General features: G+C 53.1%; 16 protein-coding genes. 1 reads left to right on the top strand and 15 read right to left on the bottom strand.

Going from position 1 to position 17716, the window contains the following annotated elements:
- Nucleotides 1–307: 307 nt before the first annotated feature.
- The 9 genes from flhE to tar all read right to left on the bottom strand — a co-directional run bounded on the left by flhE (nt 308) and on the right by tar (nt 10381).
- Complete coding sequence (flhE, locus tag OGV85_RS16360) at nt 308–700, bottom strand: flagellar protein FlhE (RefSeq protein WP_046669985.1); 393 nt, start codon at nt 698–700, stop codon at nt 308–310.
- The gene (gene flhA, locus OGV85_RS16355; RefSeq protein WP_003034666.1) at nt 700–2778 is read right to left on the bottom strand and encodes a flagellar biosynthesis protein FlhA; all 2079 of its coding nucleotides are present in this window, start codon (nt 2776–2778) and stop codon (nt 700–702) included. Before flhA ends, flhE begins: the two co-directional genes overlap by 1 nt.
- Nucleotides 2771–3922 carry a flagellar biosynthesis protein FlhB gene (gene flhB / locus OGV85_RS16350; protein WP_003034664.1) on the bottom strand — a complete coding sequence of 384 codons (1152 nt, stop codon included), beginning with the start codon at nt 3920–3922 and terminating at the stop codon, nt 2771–2773. The genes flhA and flhB overlap by 8 nt, the downstream gene beginning before the upstream one ends.
- Before the next feature lie 158 nt (nt 3923–4080).
- Entirely contained in the window at nt 4081–4725 is a 645-nt protein-coding gene (gene cheZ / locus OGV85_RS16345; RefSeq protein ID WP_003034659.1) for a protein phosphatase CheZ, read from the bottom strand.
- A gap of 10 nt (nt 4726–4735) precedes the next feature.
- Complete coding sequence (gene cheY, locus OGV85_RS16340) at nt 4736–5125, bottom strand: chemotaxis response regulator CheY (protein ID WP_003034656.1); 390 nt, start codon at nt 5123–5125, stop codon at nt 4736–4738.
- 17 nt (nt 5126–5142) lie between these two features.
- On the bottom strand, nt 5143–6192 hold the full coding sequence (locus OGV85_RS16335; RefSeq protein ID WP_003034651.1) for a protein-glutamate methylesterase/protein-glutamine glutaminase: 1050 nt from the start codon (nt 6190–6192) through the stop codon (nt 5143–5145).
- Nucleotides 6189–7061, bottom strand: a complete 873-nt coding sequence (gene cheR / locus OGV85_RS16330; protein ID WP_003034649.1) for a protein-glutamate O-methyltransferase CheR — start codon at nt 7059–7061, stop codon at nt 6189–6191. Before cheR ends, OGV85_RS16335 begins: the two co-directional genes overlap by 4 nt.
- A gap of 19 nt (nt 7062–7080) precedes the next feature.
- Nucleotides 7081–8682, bottom strand: a complete 1602-nt coding sequence (tap, locus tag OGV85_RS16325; protein ID WP_057101305.1) for a methyl-accepting chemotaxis protein IV — start codon at nt 8680–8682, stop codon at nt 7081–7083.
- A 43-nt stretch (nt 8683–8725) separates the two neighbouring features.
- On the bottom strand, nt 8726–10381 hold the full coding sequence (gene tar, locus OGV85_RS16320) for a methyl-accepting chemotaxis protein II (RefSeq protein WP_003833879.1): 1656 nt from the start codon (nt 10379–10381) through the stop codon (nt 8726–8728).
- Between the two features lie 406 nt (nt 10382–10787).
- Between tar and OGV85_RS16315 the strand changes: the two genes are divergently transcribed.
- Nucleotides 10788–12047: a dicarboxylate/amino acid:cation symporter gene (locus OGV85_RS16315; protein ID WP_003034641.1), complete on the top strand. Its 1260-nt coding sequence runs from the start codon at nt 10788–10790 to the stop codon at nt 12045–12047.
- Between the two features lie 76 nt (nt 12048–12123).
- Here OGV85_RS16315 and cheW read toward each other — a convergent pair whose 3' ends face one another.
- The 6 genes from cheW to flhD form a co-directional block, all read right to left on the bottom strand.
- Entirely contained in the window at nt 12124–12627 is a 504-nt protein-coding gene (gene cheW / locus OGV85_RS16310; protein WP_003034638.1) for a chemotaxis protein CheW, read from the bottom strand.
- 20 nt (nt 12628–12647) lie between these two features.
- Complete coding sequence (gene cheA / locus OGV85_RS16305; RefSeq protein WP_061548583.1) at nt 12648–14684, bottom strand: chemotaxis protein CheA; 2037 nt, start codon at nt 14682–14684, stop codon at nt 12648–12650.
- A 4-nt stretch (nt 14685–14688) separates the two neighbouring features.
- The gene (gene motB / locus OGV85_RS16300; RefSeq protein WP_003034631.1) at nt 14689–15618 is read right to left on the bottom strand and encodes a flagellar motor protein MotB; all 930 of its coding nucleotides are present in this window, start codon (nt 15616–15618) and stop codon (nt 14689–14691) included.
- Nucleotides 15615–16502 carry a flagellar motor stator protein MotA gene (gene motA / locus OGV85_RS16295; protein ID WP_003034628.1) on the bottom strand — a complete coding sequence of 296 codons (888 nt, stop codon included), beginning with the start codon at nt 16500–16502 and terminating at the stop codon, nt 15615–15617. Before motA ends, motB begins: the two co-directional genes overlap by 4 nt.
- A gap of 124 nt (nt 16503–16626) precedes the next feature.
- On the bottom strand, nt 16627–17211 hold the full coding sequence (gene flhC, locus OGV85_RS16290; protein WP_008785071.1) for a flagellar transcriptional regulator FlhC: 585 nt from the start codon (nt 17209–17211) through the stop codon (nt 16627–16629).
- Nucleotides 17208–17549, bottom strand: coding sequence for a flagellar transcriptional regulator FlhD (gene flhD / locus OGV85_RS16285; RefSeq protein WP_003034622.1), 342 nt, complete (start codon nt 17547–17549; stop codon nt 17208–17210). Before flhD ends, flhC begins: the two co-directional genes overlap by 4 nt.
- Nucleotides 17550–17716 lie beyond the last annotated feature (167 nt).

Raw genomic sequence — 17716 nt, 5'->3', positions numbered from 1 at the left:
TACTTAACCTCTGTCAATGTCGGATTCAATGCTGTGACCTGCCCCTGTTGCGGCGCAGCAGCTGTATTTGGGAGGCCCCGCAATCCTCGCTTTGACAATGGGCATCCTTATAGAGGCACAGTAAAAGCAAACAGGAAGCGAAACCTTTCTATTTCTGCCAGAAGGATTCGTGAAATGGCAACAATACAAAGAGTCCGGCAACGTACGTCACCTATTTTATAAAACTGCGTTTCTATTTAATTGAATGAGAGGCTGGAATGTTGAAACAACCAGCAGTTTCAACTGCTGGTCTGAATGACGGAGGGTGTTAACGGTAGTTCACAATCACCTGATTGCTCTGAATGCGTAACGCGGGGATCAGGCGACCACCGCCGGGGACTTCCCAGACAAAATGCATCGGTTCAATGGCCGGAACATTATTGAACCCGTTGGTGGTCCCACTTTGCCCGTCCAGCTCGACACAACGGGACTGAGAACATAAACGCACCCGCAGACCTGCGGGCGTGGGGCCATTCAGCTCATAGCGCCAGGCTACCAGCGTCATTAAGCCTGAGACCGGCTGGCCAGGAACCAAAGGCGCAGACGAGGCTGACTGGCCACGGTAATTTAAGGTGATCCCCATACCGCTTGCCTGCCAGGCCCCTTCTCCGGCGGCCTGCGCCACCAGAGGAAAAAACAACAACCACAGTAACTTGCGCATTATTTACCTCCAATGGTCGCCGTCATGCGGATATGGCGGTTATCGGAAAGCTCCATGTTCGATAACACCACCAACTGCGGGATGCTGCGACGTAAAAACCGCGCCAGCAGCGGACGCAACGCGTGATTAACCAGCAAGACCGGCGGCGCGCCCAACATTTCCTGCCGGGACAGCGCTTCCTGTGTTTGGGCCAGCAGGCGGTCTGCAAGCCCAGGCTCCAGGCCTCCCCCCCCCTGCAGCGCTTGCAGCAGCAAACGCTCGAGCGGAGTATCAAGACCGATAACCTGAACCTCTTCATTACCCGGGAACCACTGCTGAGTGATGGCGCGTCCCAACGCAACACGGACGACCGCGGTAAGCTCATGCGGATCGTTTTGCAGCGGCGCATGTTCCGCCAGCGTTTCAAGAATGGTGCGCATATCACGAATCGGTACTTTCTCGTCCAGTAAGTTCTGCAGCACTTTATGCAGCGTGGTGAGCGTCACAACGCCCGGCACCAGATCTTCCGTCAGCTTTGGCATTTCCTGCGACACTCGATCCAGTAACTGCTGCGCTTCCTGACGGCCAAACAGCTCAGCGGCAAACTGGCCAATCAGGTGATTTAGATGCGTAGCGACAACTGTACTGGCTTCAACCACCGTAAAACCCTGAATCTGCGCCTGTTCTTTCAATGCGCTTTCAATCCAGATAGCGTCCAGTCCGAAAGCCGGATCGACCGTTTTCTCGCCCGGCAGCGACCCGGCAGCAGTACCCGGGTTAATGGCTAGCCAGCGTCCCGGATAGGCGTCACCGCTGCCAATTTCTACCCCTTTCATCAAAATTCGATAGCGGGCCGGCTGCAGATCCATATTGTCACGGATGTGTACCACCGGCGGCAGGAAGCCCATATCCTGAGCAAATTTCTTACGAATACTGCGAATTCGCCCCAGTAACTCGCCATCCTGCTGAAAGTCCACCATTGGGATCAGGCGATAACCTACCTCCATTCCCAGCGAATCTTCCAACTGCACGTCGTTCCACGTGGCTTCCACCACGGAGTTGTTTTCCGGCATTTTCACCGGCTGCGGTTCATCTGGCGCTTTTTGCTCACGACCGCGCATCCACCAGGCCAGGCCCAGCAATGCGGCAGTAAACATCAGAAACACCAGGTTCGGCATGCCCGGAACCAGGCCCAAAAGTCCAAGAACCGCCGCACTGAGCAACATGACACTAGGATTGCTGAACAGTTGGGTCACCATCTGTTCGCCTACGTCCTGGTCGGTACTCACGCGGGTCACGATAACGCCCGCCGCGGTAGAGATAACCAGAGCAGGAATTTGTGCCACCAGCCCGTCACCGATGGTCAGCAGGGTATAACTTTCCGCAGCGCTGCCCATGCTCATACCATGCTGCAACACCCCAACTAACAGACCGCCGACTACGTTGATCACCATGATCAAAATACCGGCAATGGCGTCTCCACGGACGAATTTACTCGCACCGTCCATTGAGCCGTAAAAATCCGCTTCCTGGGTCACTTCCGAGCGTCGTTTTTTAGCTTCATCTTCGCCAATCAGACCGGCATTCAAATCCGCATCAATCGCCATCTGCTTGCCGGGCATACCATCCAGCACGAAGCGCGCGCCAACCTCGGCGATACGCCCTGCACCTTTGGTGATTACCATAAAGTTAATGATGACGAGAATCACGAAGACCACGATGCCGATCGCAAAGTTACCGCCCACCAGGAAGTGACCAAAAGCTTCAACCACCTTCCCCGCCGCCGCCGCGCCGGTGTGTCCTTCCATCAAAATGATACGGGTCGACGCGACGTTCAGCGCCAGGCGTAATAATGTGGTAAACAGCAAAATCGTCGGGAATGCGGCAAATTCCAGCGTACGCTGGGTGAACATCGCCACCAGCAGTACCATGATCGACAGCGCAATGTTAAATGTGAACAGCAAATCGAGGACGAAAGCCGGCAGCGGCAGCACCATCATCGACAGGATCAGCAGGATGAGGATCGGTCCGGCAAGGATTTGCCATTGCGTGGATTTCAGGTTGCTGGGCAGACGCAGCATCGCGACCAGATTAGCCATCAGTATTCTTCTCGTTCATGAAATCCAGTGCTTCAGGCACCGGAAGGTTTTCAGGTTGTGGTGGACGTTTGCCGCCAGCCAGACGCCAGCGTTTTAGCTGCCATACCCATGCCAGCACTTCGGCAACGGCGGCATATAATTGACCCGGTATTTGCTGACCAATTTCAGCATGGCGATAAAGCGCACGCGCCAGTGGTGGCGCTTCTAACGTAGGGACTCGGTGCTCTGCGCCAATTTCACGAATGCGCAGCGCAACCAGCCCGGCCCCCTTAGCGACAACTTTCGGCGCACTCATTTTGTTCTCGTCATACTTCAACGCCACTGAATAATGCGTGGGGTTAGTGACAATAACGTCTGCTTTTGGTACATCCGCCATCATGCGACGCTGAGCGGCCGCGCGCTGCATTTGACGAATTTTGCCCTTAACGTGCGGGTCACCTTCGCTTTGCTTAAATTCGTCACGGATATCCTGGCGCGACATGCGCAGCTTTTTCAGATGGCTGTAAATCTGGAAAAAAACGTCGAATCCCACCATCGGAATGACGCCAAGCACCACCAACAACGCGCACATGCCGACTAAATCCAGGGCGTTGCCCATCGCCGTAATCGGAGATTCTGCCATCAGCCGCATCATCTCTGGCCACTTGTGCCAGAGATAAAACCCGGCCACGCTGCCCACTAACGTCGACTTCAGTATCGCTTTGAGCAGTTCTGCGCCGGTTTGCGCGGAAAACATGCGCTTAATGCCCGGCAACGGATTCAGCTTAGAGAATTTGGGTTGCAGGGATTTACCGCTGAAAATCAAGCCGCCAAGCATCACCGGGGAGATTAATGCCACCAGAACGACGCCGGTAATCAACGGCAACAGCGCAATCATCGCGTCTTTAATCAGCAGGATGATTTGGCTGAGGATCAGGTTTGGATCGTTGACCATACTGTGGTCAAAACGTAATCCGGCCGACAGCATACCGGCCAGTCTGCGGGCAAGCGACTCCCCGCCAATCCAGATAATGCACACGCCCACCAGCAAAATAAGTAGTGAGGTTAGCTCTTTGGATCGGGGGATCTGCCCTTCTTCCCGCGCTTTTTCAAGTCGGTGGGGGGTGGGGGCTTCTGTTTTGTCGTCGTCGCTTTCTTCTGCCACGCATCAGACCCTGGATAGAGATATAGGCGAGAATGATGCCAGAACAGCTATCCAGCAATGGGAAGAGTAAGCGGTAAAAAAGACGGGATTTATGGCTTTAAGCAGAATTGCGCGTAAGCCGGATGAGAGGCCCACGCCTCACATCCGGCAAATACTCATCAGAACCCGAGGCTATCCAGCAGGTCGTCAACCTGATCCTGGCTTGCCACTACGCCAGCTTTCGAGGCGTCAACCTGCGGGCCGTTCAGCAAGCTTTCGTTTTCACGTTTAGGACGAGCGCCCTGTTCCGGAATGTTTTCCAACAAAACCATCAGCAGCTGACGTTCAATTTCCTGGATAACATCCATCATGCGCTTGATGACCTGTCCGGTGAGATCCTGGAAATCCTGCGCCATCATGATGTCCAGCAACTGGGCATTGGTAAAGCTGGTATGTCCGGGCACATCACCAAGGAACTGACGGGTATCGGTGACCAGTTCACGAGCGTCTGACAGTTCGATCGGATTTTCGAACCATTCATCCCAGCGTTTGGTCAGGTCTTTGGCCCCTTTTTCCATCGCGTCCTGGTGCGGCTGCGAAGCTTCGACGCTGTTCAGCGCGCGCTCTGCCGCCTGAGCGGTCATCTGTACAACGTAATCGAGACGATCGCGGGCATCGGGAATTGCTTCTGCCGCTTCGGCAATGGCCTGATCCAGCCCCAGTTCACGCAGGCTGTCGCGCAGCATTCGGGTCAAACTGCCGATGCGCGCGATGATGTCCCCTGCAGAGTGTTCGTCAGCAGGTTTAATTTGTGGTTGCATCATCATCACACCCTCACATGCCCAGTTTCTCAAAGATTTTATTCAGTTTTTCTTCCAGCGTCGCCGCCGTGAACGGTTTCACGACATAGCCACTGGCGCCTGCCTGCGCCGCCGCAATGATGTTCTCTTTTTTCGCTTCCGCCGTGACCATCAGCACCGGCAGAGAAGCCATCCCACCATCTGCACGGATGGTTTTCAGCAGTTCCAGTCCATCCATGTTCGGCATGTTCCAGTCAGAAATAACAAAACCGAATCCCCCTGCCTGCAGCTTGTTCAGCGCATCCACGCCATCTTCAGCCTCTTCAACATTGTTGAATCCCAGCTCTTTAAGCAGGTTACGCACGATGCGACGCATGGTGGAAAAGTCATCCACAACCAAAAACTTAAGCTCTTTATCCGCCATAAAAATAAACTCCTGATTCAAATACGTATTGCCTGTCCGGCACTAATTTTCACCAGCATTTGCTGGCTCACCTGGCTAAGATCGACCACTTCGCTTACGCCACCCATATTGATGGCCTCGCGCGGCATGCCGAACACCACACAACTTGCTTCGTTTTGCGCAATGGTCCAGGCACCCGCCTGGTTCATCGCTAACATTCCGGCTGCGCCATCGTTGCCCATACCGGTCAGGATCACCCCAACGGCATTACGCCCCGCATGTTTCGCCACCGAATGAAACAGCACATCCACTGAGGGCCGGTGCCGGTTAACCGGCGGACCGTCATGAATTTTGATTTGATAGTTCGCGCCGCTGCGCGCCAGCTCCATATGCTTGTCGCCAGGCGCGATATACGCATGCCCAGGGAGAACGCGCTCTCCGTCCTCTGCCTCTTTCACGGTAATCTGACACAGTTTGTTCAGACGTTCGGCGAACGAACGGGTAAATCCTGGCGGCATATGCTGGGTAATAAGAATACCGGGACTTGAAAGCGGCAATGGCTGGAGTACATGGCGAATTGCCTCTGTTCCTCCGGTTGAGGCGCCGATGACCAGCAGTTTTTCTGAACTGAGTAATGGCCCCGTTTTCAAGGTCGTCGGTGCCGCCAAGGGTTTGTGGGCGGCCAGTTTTGCCCGCGATGCGGTGCGGATTTTCTCCGCAATCATCTCGCTATACGCCAGCATGCCTTCGCGGATCCCCAACTGAGGCTTGGTGACAAAGTCAATCGCCCCCAGTTCCAGGGCCCGCAGCGTGACCTCAGAACCTTTACCGGTCAGTGAAGAAACCATAACCACCGGCATCGGACGCAGGCGCATCAACTTCTCAAGGAAATCGAGGCCGTCCATGCGCGGCATTTCCACGTCCAGCGTCAGGACGTCGGGATTGTATTTTTTGATTAAATCCCGGGCGACCAACGGATCCGGCGCCGTCGCCACCATTTCCATATCACTGTGGCTGTTAATAATTTCGGTCATGATTTGACGCATCAATGCAGAATCATCTACCGACAACACCCTGATTTTACTCATGCTTTATCCTTACCTGGCGCATGCGCATACACGGTCTGTCCACGCAGGCTAAACTCGCGCACAAGGTTGCTAAAGTTTTCTGAATGACCTGCAAACAGCAGTCCGTCAGGTTTAAGAAGTGGAACAAAACGGTGCAAAATGTCCTGCTGCGTCGTTTTATCGAAATAGATCATCACGTTACGGCAAAATATGGCATCAAAAGGGCCTGGCACGTTGTACTGCTTATCCAGTAAATTGACGCTGGAAAATTCAACATGACCTGCCAGTTCCTGCCGAACGCGTACCAACCCTTCATGCGGCCCGGTGCCGCGCATGAAATAACGCTGCAACTGCTGGGGTGACAGCGTCTTTAGCTCATCGAGGCGATAAATGCCGTTTCTGGCCTTTTCCAGCACTTCGGTATCAATGTCGCTGGCAAAAACACGCCAGCGGCCCGGTGCCATACCTAAGGTATCGGCAAGCGTAATCGCAATGCTGTAGGGTTCTTCTCCGGTTGACGCTGCCGCGCTCCAGACGCGGTATTCACCGCTGCGCCGACGAGCATGATCTGACAGCACCGGAAAATGATGCCCTTCGCGAAAAAATGCGGTCAGGTTGGTAGTCAGGGAGTTAATAAAAGCCTGCCACTCAGCACTGTTCTGGTTAGCTTCCAGCATGCTCAGATAGCGACCAAAGTCATCCAGCCCCAGGGTACGCAAACGGCGGACCAGGCGGTTATAAACCATATCCCGCTTGTGGTCGGCCAGTACGATCCCCGCACGCTGGTAGATTAATTGACATATCCGACGAAAGTGCGCGTCAGACAGCGCGAGGCGCTGTGTCATCTGTAACAATAATGACGTTTGCCCAGTGGGCAGAGATGATGTCATAGCGCCTTCTCAATCACATTCAGGATACAACGGGCGCAACCTGCGGCTGCGCCAACTCTTGTTTTGCTACGGTTTGCTCTTCAAGCTTGAAAAATGCGACACAGGCGGAAAGATTATCGGCCTGTGTAGCGAGTTGTCCGGTGGCGGATGCGGCTTCTTCCACCAGCCCGGCGTTTTGCTGCGTCACTGAGTCCATCTGGCTGACGGCCTGCGCCACCTGCTCAATGCCTCTGCGCTGTTCATCGGATGCCGAGGCAATCTCGCCCATGATGTCGTTAACCCGGGTCACCGAACTGACAATTTCCGTCATCGTGCGCGACGCCATATCCACCAGTTGCGAGCCCTGATGCACCCGGGTGACTGACTCCTCAATGAGCCCTTTAATTTCTTTCGCCGCCTGCGCGCTACGGCTTGCCAGATTACGCACTTCACCAGCGACGACGGCAAAACCACGCCCTTGCTCCCCTGCCCTGGCGGCCTCGACCGCGGCATTCAACGCCAGGATATTGGTCTGGAAGGCAATGCTGTCAATCACGCCGATGATGTCGCCGATTTTCTGCGAGCTGGCAGAAATCTCATGCATGGTGCTGGCAACCCGGGACGTCTGCTCGCCACCTTTATGCGCTGTGTCTGCCGCACTTTTGGCGATTCCTGACGCCTGGCGCGCGTTATCAGCGTTCTGGCCGACGGTGGCGGTAAGTTGTTCCATGCTGGCCGCCGTTTGTGCCAGCGCGGCCGCCTGCTGTTCGGTTCGCGAAGATAAATCGTTATTGCCCATCGCGATTTCTGAAATACCGCTATGCATGGCTGAGCTGCCCTGACGAACGTCATTTACTGTTTCGCGTAATGCCTTTTGCATCTTCTGCAGGCTGGCAAAAATGGCCGAGATCTCATTGCGCCCATAAACCGCTACTGGCCGTGCCAGATTCCCCGCGGCAATACTGTCGAAATGGCTGCCAATAATCGCCAGCGGCTGAACAATCATCTTGCGTGACCAGAACAGCGCACCGCTGGTGAGCAGTGCCGCCAGGACCACCATGGTGGCGAAAATCACCCCCGACATATGGTAATTGCGCTGACTCTGCTCTCCTGCCGTTTGCAACACGCGGTCGATGTTGCTCTGCCACGCATTCACATTCGCATCAAAAGCATCTTGAGCCGCCTGCACCGGCGCGGTCAGAAAATCTGACAACTGATTGTTTTCAAGCCAGGTGGCCTGATGCGCGAGATCGCTGTGCCACTGGTTGAAACTTTTCTCCGTCGCGCTAAACAGCGCCTTGCCTTGTTCCGTCGAATCCGACGTCGCCATAAAGCGTTTAAACATCAATTCAGACTGCGCCAGGCTGTCGCGCGCGAGGGTCATCAGCGTTTTGATGTCCTCTGGCGGATAGCTCAGGGCGGTCAGCGTCCCTGCCTTATTAAGGGCCGTACTGGCCTGTAATAACACAGCGCGGGTTTGGGCCAGCGCAGCGCGTTGCTGATTACTCCGTTCGACCTGATTCAGGTTCTGAAAACCGTCCCGAAATGCCCAGAAGGACAAGCCATTACTGCCAATCTGCAAAACACCGCAGAGGATTAAAATCAAAAACAGCGTGGTCGAAATTCGAATACGATTAAACATCAACGCTCCCATCAGGCGGCACTGGCCGCGGTTTAACTGTCAGTCAAAATGTTTCCCAATTCGTATCTTGTTCAATGCTCTGGCGCGGATAGGATGCGCTCGGCGCTGCAGGTAATCGTGTATCGCGTGGTTTTGTCGAGGCCGGACGTGACGCAAGACGGAAAGTCGATACCGACTGCGTCAGGCGACTGGCCTGTTCTTCAAGAGCGGCCGCTGCGGCAGCCGACTCCTGTACCAAAGAGGCGTTCTGCTGCGTAACGCGATCCATTTCAGAGACCGCGAGCGCAACCTGATCAATCCCCCGGCTTTGCTCGTCGGAGGCCGAGGCAATCTCACCCATGATATCGGTCACCCGCGTCACGGCATTGACGATGTCGTTCATCGTTTCCCCAGCGCTTTCTACCAGTACAGAACCGGTATCAACCCGGGAAACGGAATCTTCAATCAACGCTTTAATCTCTTTCGCCGCCTGCGCACTGCGGCTTGCCAGATTACGCACTTCGCCCGCCACCACGGCAAAGCCGCGGCCTTGCTCACCGGCGCGGGCAGCTTCAACCGCCGCGTTCAGTGCGAGAATGTTGGTTTGAAAGGCAATGCCATCGATGACGCTAATGATGTCGGCAATTTTCTTCGAGCTATCGGCAATTTCGTGCATGGTGTTCACCACGCTATCAACCACTTTGCCGCCATGCTGCGCGGTGTCCGAGGCGCTTTTCGCCAGTTGCGAGGCCTGACGCGCATTGTCCGCGTTTTGCTTCACGGTTGCGGTCAGTTGTTCCATGCTGGCTGCAGTCTCTTCCAGCGCAGACGCCTGCTGTTCCGTACGAGATGAGAGGTCCGTGTTTCCGCTGGCAATTTCGCTGGTACCGGAATAAATCGCATCAGAGCCTTCACGCACCAGAGTGACGGTTTCCGTCAGCGAGCGCTGCATATGATCAACCGTACTGGCCAGCTCGCCGATTTCGTTACGACCACTAACGGCAAGAGTTGCGGTCAGGTTACCGCTGGCGATTTCCCGAATATGGGCAATAACACGGGACAGAGGATTAAGTAGGGTATGACGGATGCCGTACCAGACCACCACCAGAATCAGCACCAGCACCACGGCCAGCACGCCAAGCTGCCATTGGGCGAAATGGTAATCCCGCGCGCTTTGATCAAATGCCTGAACGTAAAGCTTTTCGCTAACGCTGGCGTACTTGCCCAGCGCCTCGCCGAGTGCGTTTTGCATTCCCTGCGTAGGCTGCGCAAAGTAGGCGTCCATATTGCCGCTTTCCAGAAACTGAACCAGTTCTGCCAAGGCCGCATGGTACTGCTGATATTTTTCCTCAACGTTGCCGCTGGCTTCTGCCATTTCCGGCAACGGTGTGATGTTTTTAAATTTTGCGTAATGCGTTTCAGCTTGCGCCAGCGAAGCTTTCGCATTCTTCAGCAGATCGTTTTTGGCACTGCTTTGCTGGTTAGACGCATCCATCATCATGCGCGCAGAAGAACGGCTTAAATTGATTCGTGTTTGCAGCATCAGATCCCATGTTGAGGTGAGTTCACTTTGCTGCTGTCGAAGATCGTTAGAAATAACAAAACTTTGCTGATTCTGCTGCAATGAAGAAAACAACAGACCACCGGAAACAAGCTGTAGCAGTGCGAAAACCCCCAGCACCATCATCAGCATTGTAACAACGCGGATACGGTTAAACATAAGGCACCTTCCTGAAAACGAGTTACCAACGTTATCGGCAGTGGCAGAGATAACTTTACGTTTGCAAAAAGGAAATCCTGAAGGGATGTGAAGCCTGGCGAGGGGAAGGTAAAACGGGTGTGCAGCAACCACAAATTATTCACATAAAAACACCATAATTATCATGCAAATAACATTCATACTCATCGGTGAGCACGGCCAGATTGGCTGAAATACACTTTTTTGTGTGATTTGGATCACACATACGTATCGTAAATACCACAACAAAATGGATAAAAAATTAAAAAAAGTTGTATCCGTTTACGCTTTAATCCAATTTATATGATGAATACTTCGTTACCACTTAATAAGTATAAAAAATGAGTAACAGATCAATAAATGTTAAATCCTTACTGAGGGCTTTTTAGTGGCAAATGCAAACAAACTCACGTTGTTTATCGTGATCTTCATGCTGGCGGGGATCCTGTCGGGTGCGGTGATCCACTCTTATGCCTCCCCCGGCGTTGTGACCGCCTGGGCCGATAATATTACGCTTCTCACCGACATCTTTTTACGTCTGATTAAGATGGTGATTGCGCCTTTAGTATTCAGCACCCTGACCGTTGGTATTATGCGCCTGGGGGAAACGTCCACCATCGGTCGCGTGGGCGGCAAAGCGATGATCTGGTTTATCAGCTCTTCTGTATTGTCTATTCTGGTCGGTCTGTTTGTGGTTTCCCTTGAGCAACCCGGGAGCGGGTTAAACCTTGCGATCCCGCTGGAAGCCACCGACACCGGTCTGGCCGTAGGCGGCATGAGCCTGAAAGGTTTTCTGACACATACCATTCCAACCAGCATAGCCGAGGCAATGGCTAACAATGAGATCCTGCAAATCGTGGTGTTCTCAATGTTCTTCGGTATTGGTGGAGCATCGCTCGGAGAGAAATTTAACGCTCCGCTGGTTGCCGCGCTGGATGTGGTTTCCCACATTATGCTGAAGGTGACCGGCTACGTGATGTACGTCGCGCCGCTGGCAATTTTTGCCGCCATCTCTTCCGTAATCTCTACCCAGGGTCTGGGGATCCTGCTTAACTATGCATCGTTTATCGGCGGCTACTATGTGGCGATTTTGCTGACCTGCCTGGTTCTGTTGGCGGTGGGTTATGTCATGCTGAAAAAAGAGGTATTTCGCCTGGTGAGCATGCTGAAAGACCCGGTTCTGGTCGCATTCACCACCAGCAGCTCTGAGGCCGCTTATCCGAAAACGCTGGAGCAATTAACTAAATTTGGCTGCTCACCCAACATCGTGTCATTCGTGCTGCCTATCGGTTATTCGTTCAACCTGGTCGGTTCCATGGTCTATTGTTCATTTGCCTCCATGTTTATCGCGCAGGCCTATAATATTCACCTCTCTTTCGCAGAAATCACCGTCCTGATGCTGACGCTGATGCTGGCGTCCAAAGGAATTGCCGGTGTGCCGCGTTCAGCGCTGGTGGTACTGGCGGCAACCATCCCAAGCTTCAATATTCCGGTTGCCGGAATTCTGCTACTGATGGGTATTGACCACTTCCTGGATATGGGACGTTCAGCAATCAACGTATTAGGTAATGGGATTGCAACGGCGATGCTGGCGCAGGATGAAGGTTTACTGGAAGAAGAACCTGAGCTGGTTGAGCGGGAAGCGTAAGAAGGAAATCTGCCGGATACGCTACGCTAATCCGGCCTACAATAGCAATCATTGTAGGCCGGATGAGTTATGGCGATTATGCGACGTGGGAAGCGGCAATATCCAGCAGCGCCATTTCTTCGCTGTTCAGCAGCTTCTCAATGTTGACCAGAATCAGCATTCGGTCACCCAGCGCACCCAATCCCGTCAAATATTCCGTCGACAGCGTGACCGCAAACTCCGGTGCCGGACGGATTTGATCCGTTGTCAGAGACAGCACATCCGAAACGCCATCCACCACAATCCCAACCACCCGCTGACCCAGGTTCAGCACAATCACCACGGTGTTTTCGTTGTAATCCACATCGCTCTGGCTAAATTTCACGCGCAGGTCGACGATAGGCACAATCACACCACGCAGGTTCGTGACGCCTTTGATAAACGCAGGCGTGTTAGCGATGCGCGTCACCTGATCATAACCACGGATTTCCTGCACTTTCAGGATATCGATACCGTACTCTTCATCCCCCAGCGTAAACACGAGGAATTCCTGACCTGACGGTTCGCCGGCCAGTTTAGTTACATTACTCATACCGGTCATATTATTCCCTTCTCACTCAATCAGGCGGCTGTGATCGCCACACGTTGTTCGCGGTTTAATCCCTGCAATGCAGAGACATCGACAATCAGCGCGACGCTGCCGTCGCCGAGGATCGTTGCTGCAGAAATACCTGGCACTTTGCGGTAGTTGCTTTCCAGGTTTTTGACCACTACCTGGTGTTGGCCAATTAACTGATCGACCAGCAGCGCATAGCGACGCCCTGCACTTTGTAAAATAACCACAATGCCCTGAGTCGCTTCAGTTTTAGCGCCTTCAACCTCAAAGACCTTCCACAACTCAACCAGCGGTAAATATTCGCCACGCACTTCCAGAACGCGTTCGCCTCCGGCCAACGGATGGAGATCTTCTTCGCGCGGTTGCAGCGATTCCATAACGGCATTTAGTGGCAGAATGAAGACCTCATCCGCCACACGCACGGACATCCCGTCGAGGATCGCCAGCGTCAGCGGCAGCAGAATGCGAATAGTGGTCCCCTGTCCCTGTTTGGACTGGATCTCAACATGGCCGCCCATCTCCTGGATATTTCGCTTCACCACATCCATACCCACGCCGCGTCCAGAGACATCCGTCACCTGTTCGGCGGTCGAAAAGCCTGGAGCGAAGATCAACATACCCACTTCGTCATCGCTCATGTTTTCGTGGATCGGCATACCCTGGGAGATAGCTTTGGCCAGAATACGTTCGCGGTTCAGGCCAGCGCCATCGTCAGTCACTTCAATACAAATATTCCCACCCTGGTGCTCCGCGGAAAGCGTCAGATTGCCGATTGGGCTTTTGCCGGATTCAAGGCGTTTTTCCGGCAGTTCGATACCATGGTCGAGGCTGTTACGCACCAGGTGCGTCAACGGATCGATGATGCGTTCAATCAGGCTCTTATCGAGTTCGGTTGAGCTACCTACCTGCGTCAGCTCGACCTGTTTACCCAGCTTACCGGCCAGATCGCGCACCAAACGAGGGAAACGACTGAACACATACTCCATTGGCATCATACGAATCGACATCACCGACTCTTGCAAATCGCGGGCGTTACGTTGTAACTGACCCATGCTGGTGATGAGATCGCCATGATTGACGGGATCCAGTTCGTTAGATCGCTGGGCCAGCATCGACTGGGTGATCACCAACTCACCGACCAGGTTAATGAGCTGATCGACCTTCTCAACCGCTACGCGGATGCTGGTCGACTCGCTGGCGCGGGCTGGTTTTTCACGCTCCGCGCGCCCATGTGGCGCGTCACTGGCGGCGGCTTTCACCGCTGGCGCAACGGCAACCGGCTGCGGCTTCGCGACAACGGCTACCTCTTCAGTTTCAACAGTCGCGGGCGCTGCGCTGACGGTTTCGAATTCAATTTGGTCAGCTTCAATGACAAAGCAGAGTACTGCAATGATGTCATCTTCTGCGAGGTTGCCATCAAGCGTAGCTGACAGCGTGTCGCTTCCTTTTACCACATCGGTTAAGGTCGCCAGATTTCCCAGTTCCTCTTCCAGCAAATCCACTTCGCTGGCTTTCAGACGCGAGAGAGTAATGCGTTTTTTGCTCTCTTCATTGGCGAGTTCAGGCTTTGCAACCGCCTCTTCCTGCATCGCGGTGCTATCAACAACGCTCAGTTTTGCTGAGTTGACAACTGACGGTGCGGTTTCACCTTTCGCTTCGAGCGCTAACTGCCGTAACGCCTGGCAAATATACTCAAAACTGTCGGCATCAGGCTCCACTGAGCTTTTATAGGCGTCGAGCTGTTCCTGCATAATATCTTTCGTTTCCAAAAACAGGTTGATAATGTCGGCATTGAGCTGCATCTCGCCACGCCGCGCTTCATCCAGCAGGTTTTCCATCAGATGGGTCGTTTCCTGCAAAATGGTAAAGCCGAAGGTGCCCGCCCCGCCTTTAATCGAGTGCGCTGCACGAAAAATGGCATTCAGCTGTTCGGAGTCCGGGGCTTCAGGAACCAAATCAAGAAGGTGTTGCTCCATATCAGCCAACAGTTCGTCAGCTTCATCAAAAAATGTCTGATAAAAATCGCTAATATCCATGCTCACGCTATCACCTCGGATTGGCTGGTGGCGATGTGGGAACGCTTACCGGCGGGAGTTCCGCTGGCCGTTGTAAGACACTTACCGGCTCATTCTGGCTTTCAGCGTTTTCATGCAAAATGGCCTCTTCTGCCTGCTTATTGAGAACCAGCAGGCTAATACGGCGGTTGATAGCGTCTTCAGGACCGCGATCGCTCAGACGCATCGTGGCGGCCATACCTACCACACGTAATACTTTTCCATCATCCAGACCGCCGCTAACCAGCTCGCGACGCGATGCATTTGCGCGATCGGCAGACAATTCCCAGTTGCTGTACCCTTTCTCACCATTCGCGTAAGGGTAATCATCCGTGTGACCGGAAAGGCTGATCCGGTTAGGGATCCCGTTGAGCACTGGTGCAATCGCGCGCAGGATATCGCGCATGTACGGCTCAACTTCAGCACTACCGGTCTTAAACATTGGGCGATTCTGACTGTCGATAATCTGTATCCGCAACCCTTCCTGAACTAAATCAATCTTTAAATGCGGACGCAGCGCTCGCAGTTTGGGATCGGATTCAATCAGTTGATCGAGATCGCCACGAAGTTTGCTCAAGCGGCTCTGTTCCATACGTTTTCTCAGGTCATCAATATTCGGCTGCTTGTTCACCTCACCCTGCTGCTGGGTGTAATCATCCCCGCCGCCTGGAATCGGGCTTTGGCTATTCGAAATACGATTTCCCCCGGTCACCGCGGTGGCCAGCGGTGTACGGAAATATTCGGCAATCTGGATCAATTCTTTAGGGCTGGATATAGAAATGAGCCACATCACCAGAAAGAAGGCCATCATCGCGGTCATAAAATCGGCGTAGGCGATTTTCCACGAGCCATGCGCCCCACCACCGTGATTCTTATGTTTGCGTCGCTTTACAACGATAATGGGATGGGCCTGATTTTTCATGCGTCCTCGGTCGTCTGTTGCGCAGTTGGATTTCTCACCGCACGAACATGTTCTTCCAGTTCGATAAACGAAGGACGTTCGCTGGAGTACAGAGTCTTACGACCGAATTCAACGGCAATCGGCGGCGCGTAGCCATTCAGATTGGAGAGCAGCGTTATCTTCACGCACTGCATCATTTTGGTTGTTTCAGCGCTTTTCTGGCGCAGAACGCTGGCAAGCGGAGAAATAAATCCATAGGCCAGCAAAATACCGAGGAATGTTCCCACCATCGCATGCGCAATCAACGCCCCCAGCTCTGCTGCCGGGCGATCGGCAGAAGCCAGTGCATGCACAACCCCCATAACGGCCGCGACGATCCCGAATGCCGGCAGTGAGTCGCCGACCATCGCCAGACTATTCGCCGGAACTTCGGCCTCACTCTCATGAGTCTCAATTTCTTCGTCCATCAGCGCTTCAATTTCGAACGTATTCATATTGCCGCTGATAATCAGGCGCAGATAATCGACAATAAAATCAAGCATTACGGCATCGGCAAGAATGCGCGGATAGCTGGCGAAGATTTCACTTTCTTTGGGGTTTTCGATGTCGCGCTCAAGCGAGAACATGCCCTGTTGACGTGACTTGGCCATCAGGCGATACAGGAGCGCCAGCAGATCCATATACATCGCTTTGGTGTATTTCGAACGACGGAAAAGCAGCGGGATCGCTTTCATCGTCCCTTTGATGGCTTTCCCGTTATTACCGACGATGAATGCCCCAATACCCGCGCCACCGATAATCACCAGCTCAGCCGGTTGATAGAGTGCCCCAAGGTGTCCGCCGGTCATCATGTAACCGCCGAAAACTGTACCAATAACAACCAGGTAACCTAATAAGATAAGCACGACATCATCCTTTCGCAATTGACTATGACAGGATGCGCAGTCGGGCAATTAACGTAAGGTCAGGACAAAAAAAAGCAGCGGTAATCGCTTACCGCTGCTGGAGTGTTCATCCACACCGTATCAGTTAAACAGCCTGTTCGATCTGTTCATCCAGCAGTTGTGGAATAATATCGGCAGCATTCTGGGAAAGTTTACGTCTTTTTACGGCCCTTGATGGCGGCTGGCATAAACTACAGGCAAAGCTGCCTGCGGGTTGGTGTGCATGGGTGATAAAATTCCCACCGCAGCAATTGCATTGGGACAACTCCAGCAATCCGCTGTCGACAAATCGTACCAGCGTCCACGCGCGAGTTAACGCCAGCAATGGCCCTTCTTCAGGCTGCGGACACTGCTCAAGATATAACCGATACGCCTTAATCACGGCATCCACGCCGCTACAGAGACCCGTTTTGAGCAGGAATTGCCATGCATTGCAAAACATCGACGCATGAATATTTTGTTCCCACGTCATAAACCAGTCGGTGGAAAACGGGAGCATCCCTTTTGGCGGAGGACTACCGCGTAATTCTTTGTACAGCTTGATTAATCGACCACGGCTTAATTGCGTTTCGCTTTCCAGCATTTGCAAACGGGCGCCCAATGTGATTAATTCCATTGCCAACTGGATATCACGCGCTTCCTGAACAATGCTTTTTTCGCTCATCATCAAGCCCTTTTCTTACGTGCTGCATCATCGATGTCGCTTAACAGGCGTGTTGAAAGCATGATACCAGTATGAATTTGCTGAAGATCGTCAACGCGGGAGTCTTGCGTCAGGCGAGTAACAGTCTGGTGATCGTCGAAACGGAAATGACATACCAGTTGGTTTGTTTCGGCCAGTTTGACCATTTGAGGAAGTGTTAATGTTGCCAACGTGTCCGCCATTTCCTCGCTGATACCAAGGCGAAACATCGCAGATGCTTTGTCCTGAACGATCAAACGCTGTGCAAGCAATAAATATGACAAATTGATGTCATAAATGTGTTTCAGCAACTCGGATGTATGCATTATTTGCATCCATAATAACCAACATTGTTTTCATGCGGTAAAACCGCACCCCGTGATGTCGCCGGGAAGGCCCGGTAAAAAAAAGCAAAAGGTCAAATACATAGCAGCGTAACGACACTTACGCGTCGTCTAAACAATCCCTTTTAAGAAGGCAGCGTCCCTTACAA

The organism is Citrobacter sp. Cf132 (assembly GCF_030333885.1).
In the GTDB taxonomy this organism is placed as follows: domain Bacteria; phylum Pseudomonadota; class Gammaproteobacteria; order Enterobacterales; family Enterobacteriaceae; genus Citrobacter; species Citrobacter freundii.
The sequence above is the reverse complement of the archived record's forward strand: the minus strand, read 5'-3'. Positions and strand labels throughout refer to the sequence as shown.